General features: G+C 66.2%; 21 protein-coding genes. 12 read left to right on the plus strand and 9 right to left on the minus strand.

What is annotated here, in order from left to right; translation table 11 throughout:
* Positions 1-50 precede the first annotated feature (50 nt).
* The 3 genes from GONAM_RS06310 to GONAM_RS06320 are packed head-to-tail and all read left to right on the plus strand — an operon-like array spanning position 51 to position 3,327.
* Complete coding sequence (locus GONAM_RS06310; protein ID WP_006865938.1) at positions 51-1,589, plus strand: APC family permease; 1,539 nt, start codon at positions 51-53, stop codon at positions 1,587-1,589.
* Entirely contained in the window at positions 1,579-2,508 is a 930-nt protein-coding gene (locus GONAM_RS06315) for a universal stress protein (protein WP_006865939.1), read from the plus strand. The genes GONAM_RS06310 and GONAM_RS06315 overlap by 11 nt, the downstream gene beginning before the upstream one ends.
* 36 nt (positions 2,509-2,544) lie before the next feature.
* A complete protein-coding gene (locus GONAM_RS06320; protein ID WP_006865940.1) occupies positions 2,545-3,327 on the plus strand; it encodes a type 1 glutamine amidotransferase in 783 nt (260 codons plus the stop codon).
* Here GONAM_RS06320 and GONAM_RS06325 read toward each other — a convergent pair.
* Entirely contained in the window at positions 3,312-3,962 is a 651-nt protein-coding gene (locus GONAM_RS06325; protein ID WP_006865941.1) for a TetR/AcrR family transcriptional regulator, read from the minus strand. The genes GONAM_RS06320 and GONAM_RS06325 overlap by 16 nt on opposite strands.
* A gap of 73 nt (positions 3,963-4,035) precedes the next feature.
* On the opposite strand from GONAM_RS06325, the gene GONAM_RS06330 reads away from it, so the two are divergent.
* Positions 4,036-5,478 carry an MDR family MFS transporter gene (locus GONAM_RS06330; protein WP_083876384.1) on the plus strand — a complete coding sequence of 481 codons (1,443 nt, stop codon included), beginning with the start codon at positions 4,036-4,038 and terminating at the stop codon, positions 5,476-5,478.
* 92 nt (positions 5,479-5,570) lie between these two features.
* The gene (locus tag GONAM_RS06335; protein ID WP_006865943.1) at positions 5,571-6,281 is read left to right on the plus strand and encodes an SIP domain-containing protein; all 711 of its coding nucleotides are present in this window, start codon (positions 5,571-5,573) and stop codon (positions 6,279-6,281) included.
* 59 nt (positions 6,282-6,340) lie between these two features.
* Here the strand turns inward: GONAM_RS06335 and GONAM_RS06340 are convergent, their stop codons facing one another.
* Both GONAM_RS06340 and GONAM_RS06345 read right to left on the minus strand, forming a co-directional pair.
* Positions 6,341-7,771, minus strand: coding sequence for an NAD(P)/FAD-dependent oxidoreductase (locus tag GONAM_RS06340; RefSeq protein ID WP_006865944.1), 1,431 nt, complete (start codon positions 7,769-7,771; stop codon positions 6,341-6,343).
* Positions 7,768-9,267 (minus strand): gamma-aminobutyraldehyde dehydrogenase, encoded by a 1,500-nt coding sequence (locus GONAM_RS06345; RefSeq protein WP_006865945.1) that lies wholly within the window; start codon positions 9,265-9,267, stop codon positions 7,768-7,770. The genes GONAM_RS06340 and GONAM_RS06345 overlap by 4 nt, the downstream gene beginning before the upstream one ends.
* Before the next feature lie 110 nt (positions 9,268-9,377).
* Between GONAM_RS06345 and GONAM_RS06350 the strand changes: the two genes are divergently transcribed.
* The 3 genes from GONAM_RS06350 (at position 9,378) to GONAM_RS06360 (ending at position 12,631) form a co-directional block, all read left to right on the plus strand.
* The gene (locus tag GONAM_RS06350; RefSeq protein ID WP_006865946.1) at positions 9,378-9,842 is read left to right on the plus strand and encodes an Lrp/AsnC family transcriptional regulator; all 465 of its coding nucleotides are present in this window, start codon (positions 9,378-9,380) and stop codon (positions 9,840-9,842) included.
* A 16-nt stretch (positions 9,843-9,858) separates the two neighbouring features.
* Positions 9,859-11,250: an aspartate aminotransferase family protein gene (locus GONAM_RS06355; protein ID WP_006865947.1), complete on the plus strand. Its 1,392-nt coding sequence runs from the start codon at positions 9,859-9,861 to the stop codon at positions 11,248-11,250.
* A gap of 76 nt (positions 11,251-11,326) precedes the next feature.
* Complete coding sequence (locus tag GONAM_RS06360; protein WP_040535634.1) at positions 11,327-12,631, plus strand: D-alanyl-D-alanine carboxypeptidase family protein; 1,305 nt, start codon at positions 11,327-11,329, stop codon at positions 12,629-12,631.
* Positions 12,632-12,634: 3 nt separating this feature from the next.
* Here GONAM_RS06360 and GONAM_RS06365 read toward each other — a convergent pair whose 3' ends face one another.
* The 5 genes from GONAM_RS06365 to GONAM_RS06385 form a co-directional block, all read right to left on the minus strand.
* Positions 12,635-13,159 (minus strand): flavin reductase family protein, encoded by a 525-nt coding sequence (locus tag GONAM_RS06365; protein WP_006865949.1) that lies wholly within the window; start codon positions 13,157-13,159, stop codon positions 12,635-12,637.
* Between the two features lie 27 nt (positions 13,160-13,186).
* Entirely contained in the window at positions 13,187-14,179 is a 993-nt protein-coding gene (locus tag GONAM_RS23120; protein WP_006865950.1) for a PDR/VanB family oxidoreductase, read from the minus strand.
* 73 nt (positions 14,180-14,252) lie between these two features.
* The gene (locus GONAM_RS06375; RefSeq protein ID WP_006865951.1) at positions 14,253-15,683 is read right to left on the minus strand and encodes a phenylacetate--CoA ligase family protein; all 1,431 of its coding nucleotides are present in this window, start codon (positions 15,681-15,683) and stop codon (positions 14,253-14,255) included.
* Between the two features lie 31 nt (positions 15,684-15,714).
* Positions 15,715-16,539: an SDR family NAD(P)-dependent oxidoreductase gene (locus GONAM_RS06380; RefSeq protein ID WP_040535637.1), complete on the minus strand. Its 825-nt coding sequence runs from the start codon at positions 16,537-16,539 to the stop codon at positions 15,715-15,717.
* Between the two features lie 4 nt (positions 16,540-16,543).
* Positions 16,544-17,650, minus strand: a complete 1,107-nt coding sequence (locus GONAM_RS06385; RefSeq protein ID WP_006865953.1) for an LLM class flavin-dependent oxidoreductase — start codon at positions 17,648-17,650, stop codon at positions 16,544-16,546.
* Positions 17,651-18,000: 350 nt separating this feature from the next.
* Between GONAM_RS06385 and GONAM_RS22915 the strand changes: the two genes are divergently transcribed.
* The 4 genes from GONAM_RS22915 (at position 18,001) to GONAM_RS06405 (ending at position 21,354) form a co-directional block, all read left to right on the plus strand.
* Entirely contained in the window at positions 18,001-18,228 is a 228-nt protein-coding gene (locus GONAM_RS22915) for a Zn-ribbon domain-containing OB-fold protein (protein WP_245548583.1), read from the plus strand.
* Positions 18,225-19,355: a thiolase family protein gene (locus tag GONAM_RS06395; protein ID WP_006865955.1), complete on the plus strand. Its 1,131-nt coding sequence runs from the start codon at positions 18,225-18,227 to the stop codon at positions 19,353-19,355. Before GONAM_RS22915 ends, GONAM_RS06395 begins: the two co-directional genes overlap by 4 nt.
* Positions 19,352-20,617, plus strand: coding sequence for a cytochrome P450 (locus GONAM_RS06400; RefSeq protein WP_006865956.1), 1,266 nt, complete (start codon positions 19,352-19,354; stop codon positions 20,615-20,617). The genes GONAM_RS06395 and GONAM_RS06400 overlap by 4 nt, the downstream gene beginning before the upstream one ends.
* 65 nt (positions 20,618-20,682) lie before the next feature.
* Positions 20,683-21,354 (plus strand): TetR/AcrR family transcriptional regulator, encoded by a 672-nt coding sequence (locus GONAM_RS06405; protein WP_006865957.1) that lies wholly within the window; start codon positions 20,683-20,685, stop codon positions 21,352-21,354.
* On the opposite strand, the gene yhjD is transcribed toward GONAM_RS06405, so the two are convergent.
* Positions 21,314-22,378: an inner membrane protein YhjD gene (gene yhjD / locus GONAM_RS06410; RefSeq protein WP_006865958.1), complete on the minus strand. Its 1,065-nt coding sequence runs from the start codon at positions 22,376-22,378 to the stop codon at positions 21,314-21,316. The two genes, GONAM_RS06405 and yhjD, sit on opposite strands and share 41 nt — an antisense overlap.

Below are 22,378 nucleotides of genomic sequence, written 5' to 3' on the forward strand. Positions count from 1 at the left end.
GCAGAATCGTACTCTGACTCTCGTCGTGATCATGTGAGCGGAGAACCACCATGGCGGAGCGCATCGAGGCCGGAGCGGTCGGAGACAGCGGCAAGGCCCGCGTCGTTGATGATCCCGGCAACAAGGGCCTGCGTCTCGGTTCGATCGGGCTGATGGGCAACGTCATCATCGGCTTGTCCGCCGTCGCACCGGCTTACAGCCTCGCTGCCACTCTCGGTTTCGTGGTCGACAGCGTCGGCGCAAAGGCCCCGGCGATGTTCGTCCTCGCCTTCATCCCGATGTTGCTCGTGGCCTTCGCCTACCGCGAACTGTCCCGCGACACCCCGGACTGCGGCACGACATTCACTTGGGGCACAAAGGCTTTCGGTCCGTGGATCGGCTGGATTGGCGGGTGGGGCCTGGCCGTGTCCGCGATCATCGTGCTCGCCAACGTTTCCGAGATCGCCGCGCTGTACCTGTTCAAGTTCCTCGGCCTCCACGGCCTGGCCGACAGCCTGCTGGCGAAGATCCTGCTCGGCAGTTTCTTCATCATCGCCATGACCTGGATCAGCATCCGCGGCATCGTCATCAGCGAACGCATGCAGGCGATCCTGATGTTCATCCAGTTCGCCGTGCTCGTCATCGCGAGCGTGATCGCGCTGGTGAAGGTCGGCACCGGCCGGGCCGGCGACCAGGCGATCACACCGGAGTGGTCCTGGTTGTGGCCCAGTGGTCTCGACCAGTCGCAGATCGCTGCGGCGGTCATCCTGTGCATCTTCATCTACTGGGGCTGGGATGCGTGCCTGGCGATCAGCGAGGAGACCAAGGACCCCGACAAGACCCCGGGCCGAGCCGCCCTTCTCACGTGCGTGATCCTGGTCGCCACCTACGTGTTGGTCGCCTACGCGATCCAGTCGTTCGCCGGGTTCGGCGACACCGGGATCGGACTGGGGAACGACGCGAACGACGAGGACGTCCTGACGATCCTGGGCGAGCCGGTGGCCGGCGCGATCATGTCGTCGGCACTGCTGCTGACGGTCTGCGTCTCCGCGCTGTCCTCGACCCAGTCCACGATCCTGCCCACCGCACGCGGCAGCCTGTCGATGGCCGTCTACAAGGCACTGCCCGAGAAGTTCGCCTCGATCCACCCGCGCTACATGACCCCCGCCTTCGGCACCGGCGTCATGGGTGCCGCGGCCCTCACCTTCTACCTGGTCCTGTCACTGCTCAGCCAGGACACCCTCGCCGACTCCATCTCCTCCCTCGGACTGGCGGTCGCCTTCTACTACGGGATCACCGCCTTCGCCTGCGTGTGGTACTTCCGTTCGACCCTGTTCGCCTCCGCACGGAACTTCTTCCTGCGCGGCCTCTTCCCGTTCCTCGGCGGCCTCGCAATGGCGGCGGCCTTCATCCGCTCCGCGATCGACATGATCTCGCCGGACTACGGCGCCACCTCGGTCGGCGGGATCGGTGGCGTCTTCGTCCTCGGGGTGGGCATGCTGGTTCTCGGAATCCCCCTGATGCTCGCCTGTTTCGCCCACAACAGCGACTTCTTCAGGGGCAAGACACTGACCGCGACCACCGAGGTGAAGGTTCCCGATGTCTACTGAGACCGCCGCAACCCGCCCTGACGCAGAGACGCCCATCGACCCGACCGACGATCCGGGCACTCCCCGGCTCACCGTCGGATACCTCGCGACCCCCTCGGGCGCCGACGGGGTCGTCCTCGCCGTGGCGCTCGCCCGGGTCACCGGCGCGGCCATCGACCTGGTGTGCGTGGTTCGCCCGACGCCCTACGACGGCCAGCCCGGGCTCGCCCAGTATCAACAGCGCATCGAGGCGCAGGCCGCCGACTGGCTCCGCGAGGGCGCCGAGCTGATCCCCGCCGGCTTCTCCTATCGCACCGTCGTCACGGTCAACGAGTCCTTTGCCGACGGGCTCGCCTCCCACGCGGTCGACACCGGGGCCAAGATGATCGTCGTCGGCGGCACGGGCGACGGGTTGCTGAGTCGCCACACGCTCGGCACCGTCAGCAACGAACTCGTCCACTCCTCACCCGTTCCGGTCGCATTGGCGCCGCGCGGATATGCGGATCGGGTGGACGCGGTCCTCGACATGGTGACCGTCGCCGTCCCGGTCAGACCCGGCGAGGACAATCCGCTCCCGTTCGCCGAGAAGCTCGCCGAACGCGCCAAGCTCGACCTCCGACTGCTCTCGCTGGTCTCCCTCGAATCGCCCTTCGACGACGACTCGTCGAGGGACGTGCGCGCCGCGCAGATCGCCGTCGCGCGTGAACTCCTCGAGAAGACCCGCTCCGAGGTGAATCCCGAACTCGAGGTCGACGTCCTCGTCGCCGATGGCACGACGCTCGACGAGGCACTGGCCAATCTCCCCTGGGACGCCAACGACATCGTCGCCATCGGCTCCGGTCACCTCGGATCACCCAACCGGGTCTTCCTCGGTAGCACCGCCTCTCGTATCCTCCGGTGGACGACGGCACCGGTTATCGTGGTCCCCAAAAGCGGCTGACCGCAGCCCGCGCCGATCACGGAGACCGACACCGACTTGACCGACCAACGTGCGCGAGTGCTCGAGATCCGCCACGCCGACTCCGAGCCCCCGGGTTTCTACGGCCCACCGCTGATCGACCTCGCGGACGTCACCATCTTGCGGATCTGGCGTGAGCCGGTACCCACCGACCTGACCGGATTCGACGCCGTGGTGACCCTCGGTGGGGCGATGGGAGTCGGCGACGCCCAACGCATCCCGTGGATCGCCGACGAGATCGCGCTCCTGCGCCGGGCGCTCGACCTGGGGATCCCGATCTGGGGTGTATGTCTCGGCGCCCAGATCCTGGCCGCCGCGCTGAACGCCGACGTGTACACGGCCTCCTCGCCGGAGGTCGGCATCCACACCGTCACCCTGAACGATGCGGGCACCACCGATCCGGTCTGGGGCACCGCGGACGGTGAGACGTCCGGAACGGTGCCGTCGGAATTCGACGTCGTGCAATGGCACTTCGACACGTTCACACTCCCGCCGGGGGCCACGCTGCTGGCGTCGTCGTCAACGTGTGTCAATCAGTTGTACCGCCACGGGAAGTCGTACGGCGTGCAGTTCCACCTCGAGGCCGGCGGTGAGCTCGTCGGCGAATGGCTCGACTCCACCGAGTCACGATCGCTGATCACCGAGACCATCGGCGTCGAGGCCACCGATCGTTTCCCCGCCGACGCCGCAGCCACCGAACCCGTCACCATCCCGCTCGCGCGCACCGTGCTGACCCGGTGGCTGACCGGTGTGGTGGTGGCCGACGCCCCATCCGCCGGTCGGACTCAGCCGACGCCGTAGGCGCGCACAAAAGCGTGTGCACCGTCGATCATGGTGCGCCGTAGACGTTCTGAGTCGACGGTGAGCGGGTTCGGTTGCTCGTTGAAGGCAAGAAGGAGCGTCAACGCGAAGAAGTGATCTGCCGCGCGTCGCGGGTCCTCCACGGAGAGCAGACCGAGTCCGGCGAAGTGAGCGATCCGCTCGGAGATGGCGTTCTCGACCGCTCCGGTCTCCAGATCGTCGTCGGCGTCGGGGTCCTGCCAACGCCGTTGCGCCACCAGGGCCAGCACAGCGGCATACTCCATCGAGCCCACGACGGTGACGCCGAGGTCGATGGCGGTCGACGTCAGCGCCTGCTCTAGCCGGGCCACGGTGGTGATACCCGCGTCATCACCGAGATGTGCGTCGATCACCTTGTTCGCGAAGATATCCAGGGATTCGGTCGCGTCCGCCAGGATCGAACGGAACAGACGTTGCTTGTCGCCGAAGTATCCGTACACGGTGGCCTTGGAGACCTTGGCCTTGGCGGCCACGGCGTCCATGCTCACCCGGTCGACACCCTGACTGACGAACAGGTCCCGCGCGGCCTCCACCACGGCCCGACGCTTCGTGGCCGAGGCCTCACTCAAGAGGTGCACCGGCTTCGGGTCATTCATGCCCACACCCTACAACAGAGATACTGAACCGTTCAGTCTTGGTGTATTGAACTAAACGGTTTAGTCTGCCTCTGTGACATCAACTCAACACTCCGCCGAGGCCGCGTCCGCGCCGGTGTCGCAGCGGCGACTGAACCTGATCAGCGCGGCGCTTGTCCTCGGGGTCTTCACGACGCTGCTGGACACCACGATCGTGAACATCGCGATCGAGCACCTTCGCGCGGCTTTCGACGCCTCGATCGCACAAACCCAATGGGTAGCCACGGCCTATCTCCTGCTATACGTGGCAGTCATCCCGATCAGCGGGTGGGCATCCGAACGCTTCGGAGCTCGCAACGTCTGGGCCTTCTCGGTCGCGGTCTTCCTCGCCGGCTCGATCTTCTGCGGCCTGGCGACCTCGCTGCCGATGCTGATCGGGTTCCGCGCCGTGCAGGGCATCGGGGGCGGCATGCTGATCCCGCTGTCGTTCTCGATCCTCACCCGCGCCGCAGGCCCCGAACGGATCGGCAAGGCCATGGTGGCGATCGCGCTCCCGGCTCAGCTCGCCCCGGTGTTGGGGTCGGTCCTCGGCGGCCTCATCCTGCAGTACTGGAGCTGGCACTGGATGTTCTTCATCAACATCCCGGTCTGCGTGGCCGCACTCGCACTCGTACGGTTCCTGCCCGAGGTTCCCGGCCGTCCCGGCACGCGCCTGGACACCCTCGGTTTCGCGCTGCTGACTCCTGGTGTGATCGCCTTGGCCTACGGCATCTCCGAGGCCACCGGCGCCGGCGGGTTCACCGCCGTGACGGCATGGCTGCCGTTGCTGATCGGCATCCTGCTCGTCGCGGCGTTCGTCTACCACTCGCTGACCACACGCCGCCAACCTCTCATCGACGTACGGCTTTTCGCGCGACGCAGTTTCGGACTCAGCAGCGTCATCACCTTCATGGCCGGGTTCACCACCTACGCGTTGACCCTGTTGCTGCCGCTGTTCTACCAGCAGATCCGCGGCGAGGGCGTCCTGGCCACCGGCCTACTGCTGATACCGCAGGGTGCCGGCACCATGCTCTTCTTCCTGCTCGCCCGTCGGATCGCCACCCACGTCGACGGCCGCTTCATCGTCGCCGGCGGTAGCGCACTCATCATGATCGGCATCCTGCCCTTCGTCTTCACCGGTCTCGACGGCGGCGGGATTCTGCTGTTGGCCGGCCAGCTCCTGCAGGGCATCGGCTTCGGCGCCGCCATGTTCCCGGTCATGACATTGGCCTTCGGAAGCCTCACACACGACGAAATACCAAGCGGCAGCGCGGCGTTCAGCGTCGTGCAGCGTGTCGGGGCGCCGTTCGGTGTCGCAGTCGTCGCCGTCATCCTGCAGAGCCGACTCGACTCCGCCGACTCACCGGCCCAGGCCCTCACCGCGTTCACCGGCACCTTCTGGTGGGTACTCGGGCTCAGCCTCATCCCCTGCGCCCTCGCCTTCCTCATCCCGAAGACACGAAAGAAGACCGCACAGGTGACCGCGCCGGATCAGTAGGGGCATCGTCCCCGAACGAACGGTGCAGCGCACCAGAATATGTCGACACCCGATCGACGACCCCGAATCCAATCGTCGCAAGGAGAACTCTCATGCCCACAGCACCGGCCCTCGTCGGCAGGTTCGCCGAGGCACTCATGGGCCGCCGCGCGTGTGTGCTCGCCACGGAACAGATCGCTCCCGATTTCCTCGAAGTCGAGTTCCGGGCCGAGCCACCGCCCGGTGGATGGCAGCCCGGCCACGAAGTCCAGGTCCGCGCCACCCGCACCGAGGGTCGCCGGTACACGGTCCACGGGGTCGTCGACGCCCAACGCATCACCATTCTCACCGTCCTTCACGGTGACGCACCCGGAACCCGATGGCTGCGCGCCCTCCGACCTGGAACGGAGATCACCCTTCTGGCTGGTAAGCACGTGGCCGCGCGGTTGCCCGGAACTCGCCTGATCTTCCTCGGAGACGGTTCTGCACTCGGCACGTTCAACGCGCACACCGCCGTCGGACACGGTGCGGTCACGACAACCACGGTGATCGAGGCTCCGCCCGGATCTGTTGCAGCACTGAGCGATCGGTGTCCCGGTTACCGGATTCTCCCTGCCCTCGACGATGAGCCCGGGGCGACGACACAAGCCTGGCTCGACGACGCGCTCCGCAACGGCGATCTCGCCGACGTCGACGGCGCCCTTCTCCTCGGACACGCTCAGTCCATCCAGCAGCAGCGACGCGCTCTGATCACCGGTACAACCCTCGACAGGCGTGCGATCACCACCAGACCGTACTGGGCAACCGGGAAGGCGGGGCTCTGAGGGGAGCACGGACCCGTAGTTCCCGACGGGCCCCACACGGCAGGTCGCGCGCGCCGGCATCAGCTGTCGAAGCCCAGTCCGATCCGGTCCAGCAGCGTGAGCCATGCGCCGCGGCGACCGTTGCGACGTTCGCTGCGCGCCATCTGATGCCGGGTGAGAGTGATTCCCGCCCAGCGGATCGGTTCCGGCGGGAACGGTAAGGGCTTGCGGCGCACCATCTCCAGGGCGGTGCGTTCGGTTCGTAGACCGTCGACGAGGTCGAGTGCGGTGGCAGCCGCGAAATGCGAGGCGCCGACGCCGAGTCCGGTGAAACCGACCGCCGTCACCACGCGCCCGCCGTGGGAGGTGTCCCAGAAGGCGCAGAACCGCGAGCAGGTGTCGATCACCCCGCCCCAGGTGTGCGTCGCGGTGATCCCCTCGAGTTGCGGGAACATCTGCAGGAGATGATCACCGAGCAGCGCCCATTCGCCGGGCTGGTGGGCGCGGCGGGGGTCGTCGTCGGACCCGAAGTGATACGGCGCGTCCCAACCGCCGAACAGCATCCGGTTGTCGGCGGTGAGCCGAAAGTAGTGGAAGCGTGGACCGCTGTCGGCGAGTCCCTCGCGCCCAGCCCAGCCCAGGGAGGCGAGTTGATCGTCCGACAACGGTTCGGTCATCAGTGCGTAGTCCCACACCGGGACCGTGTAGAGGCGCAGTCTGCGGACCAGCGATCGGCTCGCCGACGTCGCGACGACGACCCGACCGGCGCGAATGTGCCCGAAATCCGTCCGGGCGCAGATCTCGTCACCCGACGAATCCGAGGTCAGATCCAGAACCTCGGTGCTCTCGAAGATCTGCACGCCGAGCCGTTCGGCTGCCTCGGCGAGGCCGAACGCGAGTTTGGCGGGGTCGAGGATCGAGACATGCGGGTCGTAGAGGGCGCCGCGGACCATCGGGGAGTTGACGCGTTCCCGGGCCGCGGATGCGTCCAGCAGGACGAGATCCTCACCGAGTGCCTGCCCGGCGGCCGCGGTCTCGGCGAGATCGTCGAACTGCCAGTCGGTGGTCGCCAGGTCGAGTTCGCCGGTGCGCTCGACGTCGGCGTCGATGCCCAGGCGGGTCAGGGTGTCGACGATGGCGTCGAGGGTCTCGCGACCCATGCGCAGCAGCGTCGGCATCTCGTCGGGGAACCGCTGCAGTCCGTTGCCGAGTCCATGTGTGAGGCTGGCCGCGCAGAAGCCTCCGTTGCGTCCGGAGGCGTGTTCGGCGAGCCGGTCGCGTTCGACGAGCACGATCGATCGGGAGGGATTGCGTTCGGCGGCTTGCGCGGCCGCCCACAGGCCGGTGAAGCCACCGCCGACCACCAGCAGATCGGCGGTGGTCTCGCCGACGAGTCGGGGCCGGGGTTCGGGACGCAGGTCGCGGTCGAGCCAGAAGGGGCGGGCCGCGGCCCGCGCGACCACCTCGACTCCCCGCTGGGTCGGCCGCGAGGCCCACGTCCGGTCGGTCACGCCGTCGGACCGCCGAGGGTGAAGATCGTTCGGTGCCATTCCTTTTCGGCGACGCCGTGGATGTCGCTCATGACGTGCTTGATCAGCAGGTACTCGTCGAGCGAGTAGGTCGACATGTCCTTGCCGAAGCCGGAGGCACCGAATCCGCCGTGCGGCATCTCGCTGATGATCGGGATGTGGTCGTTGATCCAGACGCACCCGGCGTGAATCTCACGCGAAGCACGTTGCGCGCGATACACATCGCGCGTCCATGCCGACGCCGCGAGGCCGTACGGGGTGTCGTTGGCGCGACGGATCGCGTCGTCGTCATCGGTGAAACGACTGACCGCGAGCACCGGCCCGAACACCTCGTCGCGGTAGATCTCCGAATCCTCGGCCACGTCGGCGACGAGCGTGGGCGGGTAGAAGGCGCCCTGACCGTCGGGGACGCTACCGCCGGTGACCACGCGCGCACCGACCGCCCGCGCACGGTCCACCATCCCGGCCACCTTGTCGCGGTGCCGCCGGGAGATGAGGGAGCCCAGATCCGTTGCCGGGTCGGTCGGATCGCCGATGACGACCCGCGACATGAGGTCTGCGACGCCGTCGACGAAGTCGTCGTAGAGCGCGGGCGCGACGATCGCGCGGGTGGCCGCGGTGCAGTCCTGGCCGCCGTTGATGATCGAGCCCGCGACCGCACCGTGGATCGCGGCCTGCAGGTCGGCGTCGTCGAAGACGACGAACGGCGCCTTGCCGCCGAGTTCGAGCTGGATGCGGGCCCCGTTGGTGGCGGCCTGCGCCATCACCTGCCGGCCGACCGCGCTCGAACCGGTGAATGTCACCATGTCGACGTCGGGATGCCCGGCGAGATGGGCGCCGGCTTCCGGTCCGGTGCCGACGACGATGTTGAGGACACCGTCGGGCAGTCCGGCCTCGGTGGCGATGCGGGCCATCGTCAGCGTGGTCAGCGGCGTGATCTCGGCGGGTTTCAGCACCACCGCACAGCCGGCGGCGAGTGCCGGGATGACCTTCCACACTGCCATCTGCAGCGGATAGTTCCACGGCGTGATGGTGCCGACGACCCCGACGGGTTCCCGGCGGATCGACGAGGTGTGGTCACCTGAGTATTCCCCGCTCGCCTTGCCCTCGAGATTCCGTGCGACTCCGGCGAAGAAGTCGACGTTGTCGATCGATCCGGGGATGTCGAACTCGGTCGCGAGCCGAACCGGTTTACCGGTGTGGGCGACCTCTTCGGCGATCAGCAGGTCGGACTCGGCGTCGAGCGCCCTGGCCAACGCGAGCAGGACTCCCGCCCGTTCGGCCGGGGTCGCACGACCCCAGGCGGGCTGCGCGGCGCGAGCACTGGCCACCGCGGTATCGATGTCACCGCGACCTGCGAGTTTCACGGTCGCGACCGGCTCATCCGTGGCAGGATTGATCACGATGTGATCGGCACCGGTCGAGTGATGGGGCTTTCCGTCGATCCAGCCGGACGGAATGCTGGTTGGAGAGGACATACCCCCAGATCCTACCGCCGCCGTTGCGGATTCACGTGTCGAAATACGGTTTCGTTGCGGATTCAGTCGTCTGTGTTGCGGTCCGCTGCGGAATCCGTCACGATCATGGGGTGGCTGACCCTGCATCCACACAGTTGGACGCAACTGCGAAGAAGATCATCGAACTCCTGCAGGCCGATGGTCGGAGCAGCTATGCCTCCATCGGCAAGGAAGTCGGCCTGTCCGAGGCCGCCGTCCGCAACCGAGTCCAGAAGCTCAGCGAGAGCGGACTCATGCAGATCGTCGCGGTCACCGATCCCCTCAAGCTCGGGTTCGCCCGCCAGGCGATGATCGGAATCCGCTGTGTGGGTGACACCCAGGCTCTGGCGCAACACCTCGCCGAACACCCCGAGATCGACTACGTCCTGCTGACCGCGGGATCGTTCGACATCCTGATCGAGGTCGTCTGCGAGAACGACGACCATCTCCTGGAGATCCTGAACAAGAAGGTGCGCGTGCACCCGGAGGTCGTCGGCACCGAGACCCTCGTCTATCTCAAACTCGTCAAACAGCAATACAACTGGGGAACCAGATGACCGACTGGAAGTCACGATGACACTGACCGCACCCTCGACACCACCCGATTCCGCCCGGTCGCTGGGCGAGCGCAGTGCGGCGCACCTCTGGGGACACTTCGCCCGGCACGGCGACGCCATCACGCCGCCGGTGATCACCCGCGGCGAGGGTATGCGCATCTTCGACGATCAGGGACGCAGCTACCTCGATGCGCTCGCCGGACTCTTCGTCGTGCAAGTGGGTCACGGTCGGGAGGAACTGGCCGAGGCCGCCGCCAGGCAGGCCAAGGATCTCGCGTTCTTCCCGTTGTGGTCGTACGCGACTCCCCCGGCGATCGAACTCGCCGAACGCCTCGCCGCCTATGCACCCGGCGACCTCAACCGAGTCTTCTTCACCACCGGTGGCGGCGAAGCCGTCGAGAGCGCCTGGAAGCTGGCCAAGCAGTACTTCAAGCTCGTCGGGAAACCCGGTAAGCACAAGGTGATCTCGCGTGCGGTCGCCTACCACGGCACACCGCAGGGCGCGCTCGCCATCACCGGTGTGCCGGCCCTCAAGGAGGCCTTCGAGCCGTTGACGCCCGGGGCGTTCCGCGTGCCGAACACCAACATCTACCGGGCGGCCGACGACATGTCCGCCGACCCGAAGAAGTTCGGCCGCTGGGCCGCCGACCGCATCGCCGAGGCGATCGAGTTCGAGGGCCCGGACACGGTGTCGGCGGTCTTCCTCGAGCCCGTCCAGAACGCCGGCGGGTGCTTCCCGCCGCCGCCCGGCTATTTCGAGCGGGTCCGCGAGATATGCGACGAGTACGACGTTCTCTTGGTCTCCGACGAGGTGATCTGCGCGTTCGGCCGCATCGGGTCGATGTTCGCCTGCGACGACTTCGGTTATGTCCCCGACATCATCACCTGCGCCAAGGGCATGACATCGGGCTACTCCCCGATCGGCGCGATGATCGCCAGCGACCGCCTGTTCGAACCGTTCCGCGACGGCACCACGACGTTCGCGCACGGTTACACCTTCGGTGGGCACCCGGTGTCGGCGGCAGTCGCGCTGGCCAACCTCGACATCTTCGAGCGCGAGGGCCTCAACGAGCACGTCAAGACCCAGGCACCGGCGTTCCGGGCGACCCTCGAGAAGCTCCACGACCTGCCGATCGTCGGCGACGTACGCGGCGAGGGGTACTTCTACGGGATCGAACTCGTGAAGGACAAGGCCACCAAGGAGACGTTCACGGCGGCCGAGTCCGAACGCATCCTGCGCGGATTCCTCTCCACCGCACTGTTCGACGCCGGGCTCTACTGCCGCGCCGACGACCGCGGCGACCCCGTCGTCCAGCTCGCCCCTCCGCTGATCGCGGGTCAGGCCGAGTTCGACGAGATCGAGCAGATCCTGCGGTCGGTCCTGGGCCAGGCGTACTCGCTGCTGTAGTCCACGCGGCCGAACGTCGGACACGGCCGCTCCGCGCGTCCTGAGCCTGCCCGGTTCCGCTGGTAACGTGCGGTCGGTGACCTCGGGGTGGACTCGCCGGACCTCATCGGCGCTCGTCGCCGCCCTGCTCGGGCTACTACTGAGCATGATCGCCGCAGGTCCAACAATTGTCGGACCTGCCGGCGCGGTTCCCGTCCCGACCGGTGCACCGCCGGCCTTCACGACGCCCCTCACCGACCACTGTCCGCACAAGACCGGCACCCCACCGGCCGTCGACGAGTCCGAGGTCGTCGCACCCGGTTCGACGACCCCGCCCCCGCTGCCGGTCCCCACCCCGCCGATCGGGGGCGAGGACCTCGGGTACTGCGGCGTCGTCGCCGATCCCGCCGCGGGTCCGGTTCCCCCTCGGCTCACCTCGGCCGGGTGGCTGATCGCCGACCTCGACTCGGGCAACGTCATCGCGGCCAAGGATCCGCACGGGCGGTACCGGCCGGCGTCGACGATCAAGGTGCTGCTCGCGCTCATCGTGCTCGACGAGCTCGATCTCGATGCGACGGTCGTCCCGACCGCGGAGGACTGGAGCACCGAGGGCGACTCCTGCGGGATGGGGCCCGGCGGTCGCTACTCCGTCCGCGACCTGCTGACCGGGCTGCTCATGGTGTCGGGCAACGACTGCGCCAACGCCCTCGCGCGCGAACTCGGCGGTGTGGAGACCACGCTGGAGAAGATGAACGAACGCGCCCGCGAGCTGGGCGCCGCCGACACCCGCGCGGCCAGCCCGTCGGGTCTCGACGCCGCCGGGATGTCCTCCTCGCCGTACGACCTCGCCCTGATCTACCGGGAAGCCATGGCACAGGAGACCTTCCGGGAGTTGATCGCCAAGCCCACCTTCCGGTTCCCCGGGTATCCCCGCCGACCCGATGTGCCCGGCGACAAGGACCATCCGGCGTACGACATGTACAGCAGCAACCGCCTTCTGGTGGACGGTTATCCAGGCATGCTCGGCGGCAAGACCGGATACACCGACGACGCCCGCAAGACCTACGTCGGCGCGGCCGAACGCGACGGACGCCGCATCCTCGTCGTCCAGATGTACGGACTTTCGGTCGAGGGCGACATGTACTGGGACCAGGCGCGGGAGATGTTCGAGTACGGATTCCGGGCCGACCCGAACATCTCGGTTGGACGCCTCGTCGAATCATTCGGGGAAGCAGTCGAAACCACCGCACCGCGCGCCGCGTCGTCGGCGGACTCCCACCTCGCGAGCACCGGTTCCGACGCCGCCTCACCCATCTCGGTCCGCATCCTCATCGGACTCGTCGCAGCCCTCGCCGCCGTGGTCCTCTTGCTGGTGGGATTGAGGCTCTTCGGGCGTAGGTGACGCTCAACCGCCGGCCGACTCCGACACGACCCCATCCGACGCGGGTGCCAATCGGTGGAACCCACTGCGGTGGAAGACCAATGGAGAAGTGGCCGGATCGGTGTCGAGGGTATGTACACGCAGCAGTATGACGAGGTGATCACCCGCATCGAGCTCGGCGTACACCGACGTCGTCAGCCATCCGCTCGCGTCCCGCAGGACGATGCTCCCGTCGTCGAGCGAATCCCAATCGACGCCGGCGAAGCGGTCTCCGTGTTTTGTCGATAGCCTCAGGCAGACCTCACCGTGCTGTTCGGCGAGAATCGTGACCCCGAGTCGCGCTGCCGCACGGAGGTCCGGCCACGTCTGCGACGATCGTTGGACGCAGACCGACACCAACGGCGGGTCGAGCGACACTGCTGTGAATGTGCTCGCCGCCATTCCCACCGGGCGCCCGTCTCGCATGGCGCACAACGCCACGACGCCGGACGGGAAGGCACCGAACACTTCTCGGAGACGGCTCGGGACGAGATCGGTCTGTTCTCTCATCGCATGACTTCTCTCTCGTAGTGCTTGTCACAGATCGAGCACCAGTCGAGACGTGCAGGACCGGGACACACAGGTCATGATCACGTCGCCGGCTTCCCGTTCGTCGTCGGTGAGTACGGAATCACGGTGCTCGGGTACGCCGTCGAGCACAGTGGCCTCGCACGTGCCGCAAGTCCCCTCGCGACAGGAGGAGGAGACAATAACCCCGCCGACTCTCTCGACGGCTTCGAGGATCGTTTCATCATCCGCGACAGTCACTGTTACCCCGGACATCTGGCACTCGACCTCAAAGGGAGTATCACCGACGCGGGGCCCCACCGGCTCGGCCGGGCTGAAGCGTTCCGTATGGAGGGCTCCGTGCGGCCACGACTCCGTCTCCGATTCGATGGCCGTCAGCAGCCCCTCGGGTCCGCAGCAGTACACGCCGACACCTTCTCGTGGTTCACCGAGGATCCACGTCAGGTTCAACAGGCCGACCTCGTCCTGCGGGTAAAGGTGCACTTTGTCGCCGTAGCCGGCAATCTCATCGGCAAAGGCCATCGAACCGCGGGTACGACCGCCGTAGTGCAGCGACCACGGGACACCCCGCGTCTCGGCCTCGCGGAGCATCGGCAGGATGGGCGTCACCCCGATCCCACCCGCTATGAACAGGTACTCGGCAGCGTCCTCGAGCGGGAAGTGGTTGCGCGGTCCGCGGACCCGGACGCGGTCGCCGCAGGAGAGTCGATGAGCACGTTCGGAGCCGCCGCGACTTTGACGTTCCCGCAGAACCGCGATACGCCATGTCGGCTCGAGGGGTGACCCGCACAGCGAATACTGCCGAACGAGGTCGTTGCCGAGGTCGAGGTCGATGTGGGCGCCCGGCGAGAAGTGCGGTAGTGCAGTTCCGTCATCCGCTTCCAGTCTCAGACTCACCACGTTGACGCCCTCGAAGCAGACGCTATGGACCTTCACGTCGATCCACTCGACATCGTCTGGCGTGCCGGCGGCCGGGTCTTTGACTGCGGAAGATTGAGTCATTCGAAGTCACCCGACCGAATCCGAAGGCATACCCGCACTTTCGAGGCGTGGCCGGCTCCGAAACCGTCCACGGTCATCGACGCGTGCCGCGGGCGTCGATGACGCGGCGTGCCTTGAAGGTGGTCGGTTCCAGAGTGCCCGGCGTCAGCACCTCGAACGGGATCCGGATTCCCAACCGTTGCTTCAACACAGCCTCGGCGCGGCCGACGAGCCCGCCCTGGGCTTCGGTACGTCGGTCGTCATCCATCGCCTGCCAGGCCTCGTGTGTACCGGCCGAGACCTCGGCGTGAACTGCGATCTCGTCGAGTGCACCTTCGGTGTGGACATGAATCCGGAATTCGGGTCCGAGTTCAGGGATGTCACGCAATGCGGTCTCGACGGCACTCGGGTAGATGTTGGCACCCCGGATGACGAGCATGTCGTCGAGACGTCCGAGCACACCCTCGGGCATGCGCGGGTAGGTTCGGCCGCACACGCACGGGGTGTCGTCGAGGTACGTCTCGTCGCCGGGCGCGAATCGGATCATCGGTTGGGATTCTCGCCATAGGTGCGTGTAGATCACGGCGCCACGTTCGCCGACAGGGATCGCCAGATTGTGGTCGTCCCGATCGACGACCTCGGTGTAGACCTCATCGGTGATCAGGTGCGTGCCGGTACCCGCCTCGCATCCGACGCTGGTCTGGAACGGATACATCTCCGAGGTCGAACCGGCATCGGCAACCGTTGCGCCCCAGCCCTCTTCAATGATCCGTCGCGTGCCGGGCAGGCTCCCACCGGGTTCGCCGCCGACCAGCACGTGCCGTACCGAACTGGCCCGCAGGTCGACCCCCATCCGCTCCGCCACGGACAGCAGGTGAATGCAGTACGACGGGGTCGCACTGAACACCGTCGAGCCGAGAGTGCGGATCATCTCGATGTGTTTCTCGGAATCGGTGACCCCCAGGGGGAAGACCGTGGCGCCGATGCGTTCCACGCCCTGTAGGACACCCCAGCCACCGAAGAACAGTCCGAACGGGAAACCGATTTGGACGATGTCGTCGGGGCGCACACCTGCACACCACTGCGCCATGGCGTGTACATCGGCGGCCCGGTCCCAGTCACCGCGGGACACCGCATACATCGTCGGGGTACCCGACGTGCCCGATGACCCATGGACGCGCGCAATACCACCGGCGCCGAAATCCTTTGTGTACGAGCCGAACGGTGGATGCTCCTGCTGATCTGCGACAAGCATTCTCTTGGTGATGATCGGAACCTTTGCCGTGAAGTCCGCAAGCGACGTCACGTCTTCGGGCCGAAACCCATGCTTGTCGTAATGGCGCCGATAGAACGGCAGCTCGTCGTACACATAGCGCAGCTGGAGCTGGATCCGCTCGAGAATCCGACGATCCCGCTCCTCGGGGTCGAGTGTTTCGCGGGCCTCGTCCCAGTATCGGCGAGTCGCGTAATGGGAGGCTGAGTCAGCGTCGGCGGCGGTGGCGGCAAGCGCTTGTGAAGGGGGCATCGATGTCTGTCCTTGGCTCACGGAGATGGATTCAGGCGGGTCGGCTGACCAGACCCTGGGTCTCGGCCACGTCCCAGTACGAATGCAGACCACGGACGTGCTGGCCGCCGTCGACTGGGATGAAGTGACCGGTGATGCGCGCGGCATGCTCCGACATGAGGAACATTGCGACATCTGCGATGTCCGTCGCGTGCTGATGACGAGCCGGGGCGATCAGGGTGCGATCCAAGAACTCCTGGCCGATCTGGCCGACGGTGAATCCCGCCCCGAGCGGGGTGTCGACAGTGCCAGGCCCGATCGAGTTCACGCGTATTCCGTACCGTCCTAGTTCACCGGCACTCACCTTGGTGAACTGCATGACTCCAGCCTTGGCGGCACAGTAGTGGCCTAGACCGTCGGTGGCTGCGACGGCATTGAGTGACGAGATGTTGACGATCGATCCCCCTTCCCCGGCGCCGATCGCCTGCTGGGCGAACGCCTGTGTGCACAGGAATGTGCCCTTGAGAAGGGTGTCGACGATGAGGTCCCAGTCTTCCTCGGAGCAGTCCCGGATCAGCGACAACGACGCAGTCCCAGCATTGTTCACGAGGTGATGAACCGGTCCGAAGGTGTTCTGCGCCAACCGGAATGCTTCGCGGACGTCCCCCTTGACCGCCACCGAACCCACGTGCCAGGCCAGGCGGTCAGAGTGACCCAGCTCCGCCGCGGCCAGTTCAGCATTTTCTGCGCTCTTCTCCAAGACCACGACGTTTGCCCCCGCCTCGAGTAGCGCGGCGGTGATGGCTTTTCCGATTCCGCTCCCGCCGCCGGTGACGAGAGCGACCCGGCCGGCGAAGTCATCGTTTGTTCGGGGCACCGAATCAAACCCCCAGGGCGACACGCGCGAGCTTGTTTCGTCGAGCCATGTTCTCGCGCGGGGTAAATTGCGGCGTGACGTAGCGCGCGAAGAGCTCGAGAGAGCGATTCCACTTGTCCGTTGTCACCCAGTCACGGCTGTTGATCAGGAACGTTCCGAATCCACCGGTGACCTCTTCCAGTTCGCGGATCTGACGGGTGCAGTCCTCGGGGCTCCCGATGATCCACGGGATCTCCTCGACCATCCACTCGAAGGTGAGTTCGGCGTCGTCCATGCCCTCCCCCTTCTTCATCAGCGCACCGAGACCGAGGCCCAACAGGTACTCGTAGGACCGATGCACGCCTGCCCGGATCTCCTTCATCGCCTGGTCCTTACTGTCAGACACGTAGACCTCGCGGGTGATCCGCCAGTTCTGGCGCGCGACCTCGGGGTCGAGACCGTTCTCCTCCGCCGCCGAGGTCAGCGCCGCAGCATGTGCCGCCAGGTCAGGGGCGTTCGGATACCCGTTGTTGTCCCCCGGAGCGAAGTACACGCTGAGAGCCTTCCACCCCTTGGCGCCGCACCGGGCGTAGTTGTGCGTTCCGGTCAGGCCGGCGATCGCGAAGGGCGGAACCTCCTGGTAGGGGCCGACCTGCAGCTGACGGTTCTCGTACTTCCAGTACACGCCTTCATAATTGACGGGCTCGTCGGAGGTGAGGAGCTCCCAGATGATCTCTAGCGCCTCGGTGGTACGGGGAGCGGCCTCGGACCGTTCGAGCTGGAACAGGGCCTGGTCCGTGGGCAGCCCTCCGCCGCCGAAACCGTACTCCAACCGGCCGTGGGTGAGGTGGTCGAGGAATGCCAAACGCTCGGCAACCTGGAACGGGTCCTGGTACGGGAGGTTGACCACGCCGGTGCCGAGTCGGATCCTGCTCGTGAGGGCCGAGGCCTTCGCGAGCAGCAGTTCCGGCATCGGGACGTTCTCGTAGCCACCGGTGTGGTGTTCGCCGATCCAGAACTCGCTGAAACCCAGCTTCTCCGCCAGAACGATCTCTTCGATGTCCCGGTCGTAGGACAACGACCAGTTCTCGATCGGCGGGTGTTCCGGCATCGCGAACAGACCAAACCTCATGTGTGACCTCCCTGTACGGCTGAGCCCGGTCGTTGACCAGACACATATTGGTTTATTGCCGACCCAATAGTGATCTGACTCACTGCGGCGTGTCAAGGGTGGTCTAAGAAACCGGCTTTTCGCAACAGCTTTCGAGGACTCCCCGACCGACCTAGCGATTGATAACCAACCCCAGGTCTGTTTATCTTGTGACCGTGAACACAAGCGAGCAAACCCGTGTAGGCGTGGATCCGCGGCCGGTCGTGAAGCACGGCGACGACGGCACCTGGACTGTTTCCGGTTCGCGGTGCACGCGCTGCGCGAGAGCGATCGCCTACCAGTGGCCGCGCTGCCCTGGTTGCGCGGGCGAGGTGCACCCAGAGGATTTCGTCGGCATCGGCGTGGTGTGGAGCCGGACCACCATCCACATCGCGGTGGGCGATCACGTTCCGCCGTACACGGTGGCCTACGTCGACCTCGACAACGGGCCTCGAGTACTGGCCCAAGCGAGCGGAGAGACCGTCGACGTCGGCGCCCGGGTCCGCCTGGTCGGCCTCACGTCCAGCGGAGATCCGCACGTCGAGGAGGTGCGCCGATGAACCGGGTCGCGGTACACGGCGTGGGCATGTCCCGGTTCGGACGGCAACCGGGACGTGACCTCTTGGCCCTCGCCTACGAGGCCATCGCCGGAGCATTCGACGAGGCCGGCTCCGATGCCGTCGACGCGGTGTGGGTCGGAACGGTGTTCGGAGCGCCCGGCGTCGCCCAGCGGGTCCTACGCAGCCTCGGCATCACCGAGGTCCCGATCATCACCGTCGAAAATGCCTGCGCGAGCGGAACAACGGCCTTTATCGAGGCCCACGAGGCAATTCGCACCGGTCGATACGGACGTGTACTCGCCCTCGGTGTCGAGCAGATGAGTACCGCCTTTTCCGGCCCCATCGTGCCCGAGACGACCGATCCCGAAGGCCTCAGCGGGCTCGCCCTGCCCGCGCTCTACGGGATGAGTGCCGCTCGATACCTCCACGACGGGGCTGTGACGCCGGAACAACTGGCTGCGGTATCGGTCAAGAACCGCAATCACGCGCAAGGCAATCCGCGAGCGCCGTTCCGCGAACGCCTCACCGTCGAGGAGGTGCTTGCGTCACGCATGATCGCCGAACCGCTCACGCTCCTGCAGTGCTGCCCGACCAGCGACGGCGCCGCCGCCGCGATTCTGGCGCCGGCCACGGGCGCCGCCGGAGAGGTGACCGTGCGCGCGACGACGATGCGAAGCGGGCGTGTATGGGACCAGACCTCGCCCAATGTGTGGGGCCACGACATCGTCCGGGACGCCACCGTGGATGTACTCGATGCCGCCGCAATCGGTTCCATTGACGACATCGATGTCTTCGAGGTTCACGATGCGTTCACCATCGGCGAGATCGTGACGACCGAGGCCCTGGGAATTGCCGCCCCTGGCGAGGGCGGTGCGGCGGCTGCGACCGGGAGGACAGCACTCGGCGGCGACATGCCGGTCAATCCCTCCGGCGGACTGCTGTCACGCGGACACCCTCTGGGCGCAACCGGATTGGCGCAGGTCGCGGAGGTCACGTGGCAGCTCCGCGGACAGGCCGGCAGCAGACAGGTCGAGTCGGCACGACTCGGCCTGGTCGAAACGATGGGTGGAGGTGTCTCCGTTCTGGACGGAAATGCCTGTGCCATGACGATTCTGGAGGCTTCATGACCACGTCGGGAACCGAGGTCGCGAACGTCGACCTGCTCGATCCAACCGCGCTGGCCGACCCGTACCCGATCTTCGCGATGCTGCGTGCGCAGGACCCCGTTCACTGGAACGCTCGGTACAAGTCCTGGTTCATCACCTCCTTCGACGACGTAACCGCTGCGCTCAAGGACCCGCGTTTCACCTCGAACCGCATCACTCCCTACCGCGAGAACGTTCTGAGTAGGCCTGGAACCGACCCGTTGTTGCGCGAAGCTTTCGGTGTCCTCGACGACTGGATGGTGTTCAAGGATCCGCCGGACCACACACGACTACGCCGACTTCTCAGCCGCGCGTTCACTCCGCGCTCTGTATCGAGGATGCGGCCGGCAATCGAAACGATCGCCACTGAATTGCTCGACCGGGCGATTGAGCGCGGCGACAGCCGAATCGACCTCATCGGCGACTACGCCTATCCGCTCACATCCTCGGTGATCGCTGAAATGCTGGGCGTTCCCCGCGAGGATCGTGACCGTTTCAAAGACTGGTCGGACCAGATCAGTGGGCTCGTATTCGGAAGTCTCGGCGACGACGAGCGCCACCGGCGCGGTGCACGCGGGATGAAGGAACTCACCACCTACCTCGCTGAACTGGTCGCCGACCACGAGAAGTCGCCGTCCGACGATCTGATCTCGATGCTGATCTCTGCCAGGGAGAACGACGACTCGCTCAGCCACGACGAGGTGATCGCCACCGGTGTCCTGCTGTTGTTTGCCGGCCACGAGACCACCACAAACCTCATCGGGAACGGAATTCTGGCCCTCTTGGACCACCCGGAAGAGCATCGTGCCGTCGATCCCTCCGATCTGGCTCAGGTCAACGGGCTCGTCGACGAGCTCCTCCGGTATGACGGGCCGGCCAAAAGCGTGGTCCGACTCGTGACCGAGGACATGGTGTGGGGCGGCAAACAGATGCGTGCCGGCGAGCGGGTCTTCCTCTTCCTGTCCAGTGCCAACCGCGACCCGTCTGCATTCGAGAACCCGGACATCTTCCAGGCCTCGCGGCGCGCCGGCCGTCAACTCGGCTTCAGCGCCGGGCTGCACTATTGTCTGGGCGCGCCTCTGGCCAGGCTGGAGACCTCGATCGCGGTACCGGCCGCCATCAGTCGGCTCAGTGGCCTGGCGCTCGATCCCGACGACCCGGTCTCGTGGGCGCCGACTCTCCTGACACGCGGGATGACGCGGTGCCCCGTCCGCTACGACCTACGATCGGATTCGACCCACTAACCATCGGTTGCCGCTCGGTCGCCGAACAACGAAGCGGCCCCGCCCGATTCGGAACAGGAGGAACGATGGCTCGTCCGAGTCGTTGGACAGACGTCGTCGAGGCGGCGGCCGAGGAGTTCCGGAGCCGCGGATACGACAGCGCAACCCTCGAGGACATCGCCGCGCGTGTGGGAATCCTCAAGGGCAGCATCTACAACTACGTGCAAAACAAAGAAGAGTTGCTGCTCGCGGTCGTGGAACGTCCGGCGGAAGTACTGCTCGCAGACCTCGAACAGCTACGCAACGACGACCAGCAGTCGGCGACCATAAGGCTACGCACGCTCTTCCGGATTCAAGTACGCGTGTTCAGCGACCACTACCCCGCGGCGTTCGTGTACCTACGCAACATCGGACGCACCGACCTGTCCGACAAGTTCGGGAAGTTCACCGAGATGGATGCGAGATATATGGGCATCCTGGAAGATCTGATCGACGACGGAGTCAGGCGTGGTGAGTTCAATCCCCCGGTGAGCCCGCGAATCGCCGCCTTGTCGCTGGTCGGCATCCTCAATTGGATGCAGCACTGGTTCACACCCCAGAGCGACGATGCGAACCGTCGCCTTGCCGACGATCTGTTCGCGATGGCGCTGGGTGGACTCACGTCCGGCGGCAGTCTTGCCCGAATCCTGGCCGGCACTCACGATGCCGGGGCACCGCTCAGCGCGTTCGACTCGACAACCATCCGATCAGCACGCTGATCCCCGCACCAACGCCCGCGGCGGCTGCGAGTGCCGCGGGCCGCGGCGTCGGACTGACCTCGACGGTCGGTGAGATGACCACGGGCCGATGCAGTTCCGCGTCTGGGTCCTCCTCGACCTGGAACTCGGCGTTCGCCGGGTCGGTTGCGCACCAAGCGGCTGCGTAGAGCACGATGCGCGATGCGAGGTAGGCGAACACCATGACGCCGAGGATCGGACCGAACGCCACGCCCGCCGGGCTGCTCAGCACCGACTGGAGGTAGAGGCCGCCGACCGTCTTGACGATCTCGAATGCGACCGCGGTGATCAGACCGGCCTTGAGGGTGTTGCGGAAGGGCAACTGCACCAACGGGAGTCGGGCCATGACGAAGGTGAACAACGCCCAGGTGGCGAGGATCGACACGGCGATCGACACCACGCGGACGAGGATCGGCGCCCACGACGCGTCATCGAGAGCCACCCACCCCAGCACCGTCTGCGTGAGACCCGAGTTGCCCAGCGCGGTGATCGCCATTGTCACGGCGAAGGCCACGCCGAGGCCGGCGAAAGTCACGAGGTCCCATACCTTCGACATGACCGCGTTGCGTTGAACGCGGCCGCCCCACATCTCGGTCATGCCGGCGCGGACGCCGGAGATCCAGCCGATGCCGGTGAACGCCGCACCGAGAAGACCGACGACACCGACCGTGGTGCGGGAGTCGATGGCTGAGGTGATGATGTCGGAGACCTGGTCGCCCAGCTGCCCCGGCATCTTCTCCACGACTGCGTCCTGGATGGTCTGCAACATCTCCGGCTGCCGGGCCAGCACGAAGCCGGCAACCGCGAACGCGACCATGATGATCGGGACCAACGCGAGGATGCCGTTGAAGCTGATGCTCGCGGCATACAGATTGCCGCGACGGTCGTTGTAGCGATCGACGGTTCGGAGTAGATGGTCAAGCCACGGCCAGCGTTCGCGCCGGTCCTCGTAGATCGACTTCGCCCGCGTTGCAAGCGACTTCCCCGAATCGACCACCGAACTCAC

It is taken from the genome of Gordonia namibiensis NBRC 108229, assembly GCF_000298235.1.
GTDB classification, from domain to species: Bacteria; Actinomycetota; Actinomycetes; order Mycobacteriales; family Mycobacteriaceae; genus Gordonia; species Gordonia namibiensis.

Coding starts and splice junctions, on each gene's coding strand:
- GONAM_RS06310 (WP_006865938.1), top strand. CDS start 51: ATGGCGGAGCGCATCGAGGCCGGAGCGGTCGGAGACAGCGGCAAGGCC.
- GONAM_RS06315 (WP_006865939.1), top strand. CDS start 1,579: ATGTCTACTGAGACCGCCGCAACCCGCCCTGACGCAGAGACGCCCATC.
- GONAM_RS06325 (WP_006865941.1), bottom strand. CDS start 3,962: ATGAATGACCCGAAGCCGGTGCACCTCTTGAGTGAGGCCTCGGCCACG.
- GONAM_RS06335 (WP_006865943.1), top strand. CDS start 5,571: ATGCCCACAGCACCGGCCCTCGTCGGCAGGTTCGCCGAGGCACTCATG.
- GONAM_RS06345 (WP_006865945.1), bottom strand. CDS start 9,267: ATGTCCTCTCCAACCAGCATTCCGTCCGGCTGGATCGACGGAAAGCCC.
- GONAM_RS06355 (WP_006865947.1), top strand. CDS start 9,859: ATGACACTGACCGCACCCTCGACACCACCCGATTCCGCCCGGTCGCTG.
- GONAM_RS06365 (WP_006865949.1), bottom strand. CDS start 13,159: ATGAGAGAACAGACCGATCTCGTCCCGAGCCGTCTCCGAGAAGTGTTC.
- GONAM_RS23120 (WP_006865950.1), bottom strand. CDS start 14,179: ATGACTCAATCTTCCGCAGTCAAAGACCCGGCCGCCGGCACGCCAGAC.
- GONAM_RS06375 (WP_006865951.1), bottom strand. CDS start 15,683: ATGCCCCCTTCACAAGCGCTTGCCGCCACCGCCGCCGACGCTGACTCA.
- GONAM_RS06385 (WP_006865953.1), bottom strand. CDS start 17,650: ATGAGGTTTGGTCTGTTCGCGATGCCGGAACACCCGCCGATCGAGAAC.
- GONAM_RS06395 (WP_006865955.1), top strand. CDS start 18,225: ATGAACCGGGTCGCGGTACACGGCGTGGGCATGTCCCGGTTCGGACGG.
- GONAM_RS06400 (WP_006865956.1), top strand. CDS start 19,352: ATGACCACGTCGGGAACCGAGGTCGCGAACGTCGACCTGCTCGATCCA.
- GONAM_RS06405 (WP_006865957.1), top strand. CDS start 20,683: ATGGCTCGTCCGAGTCGTTGGACAGACGTCGTCGAGGCGGCGGCCGAG.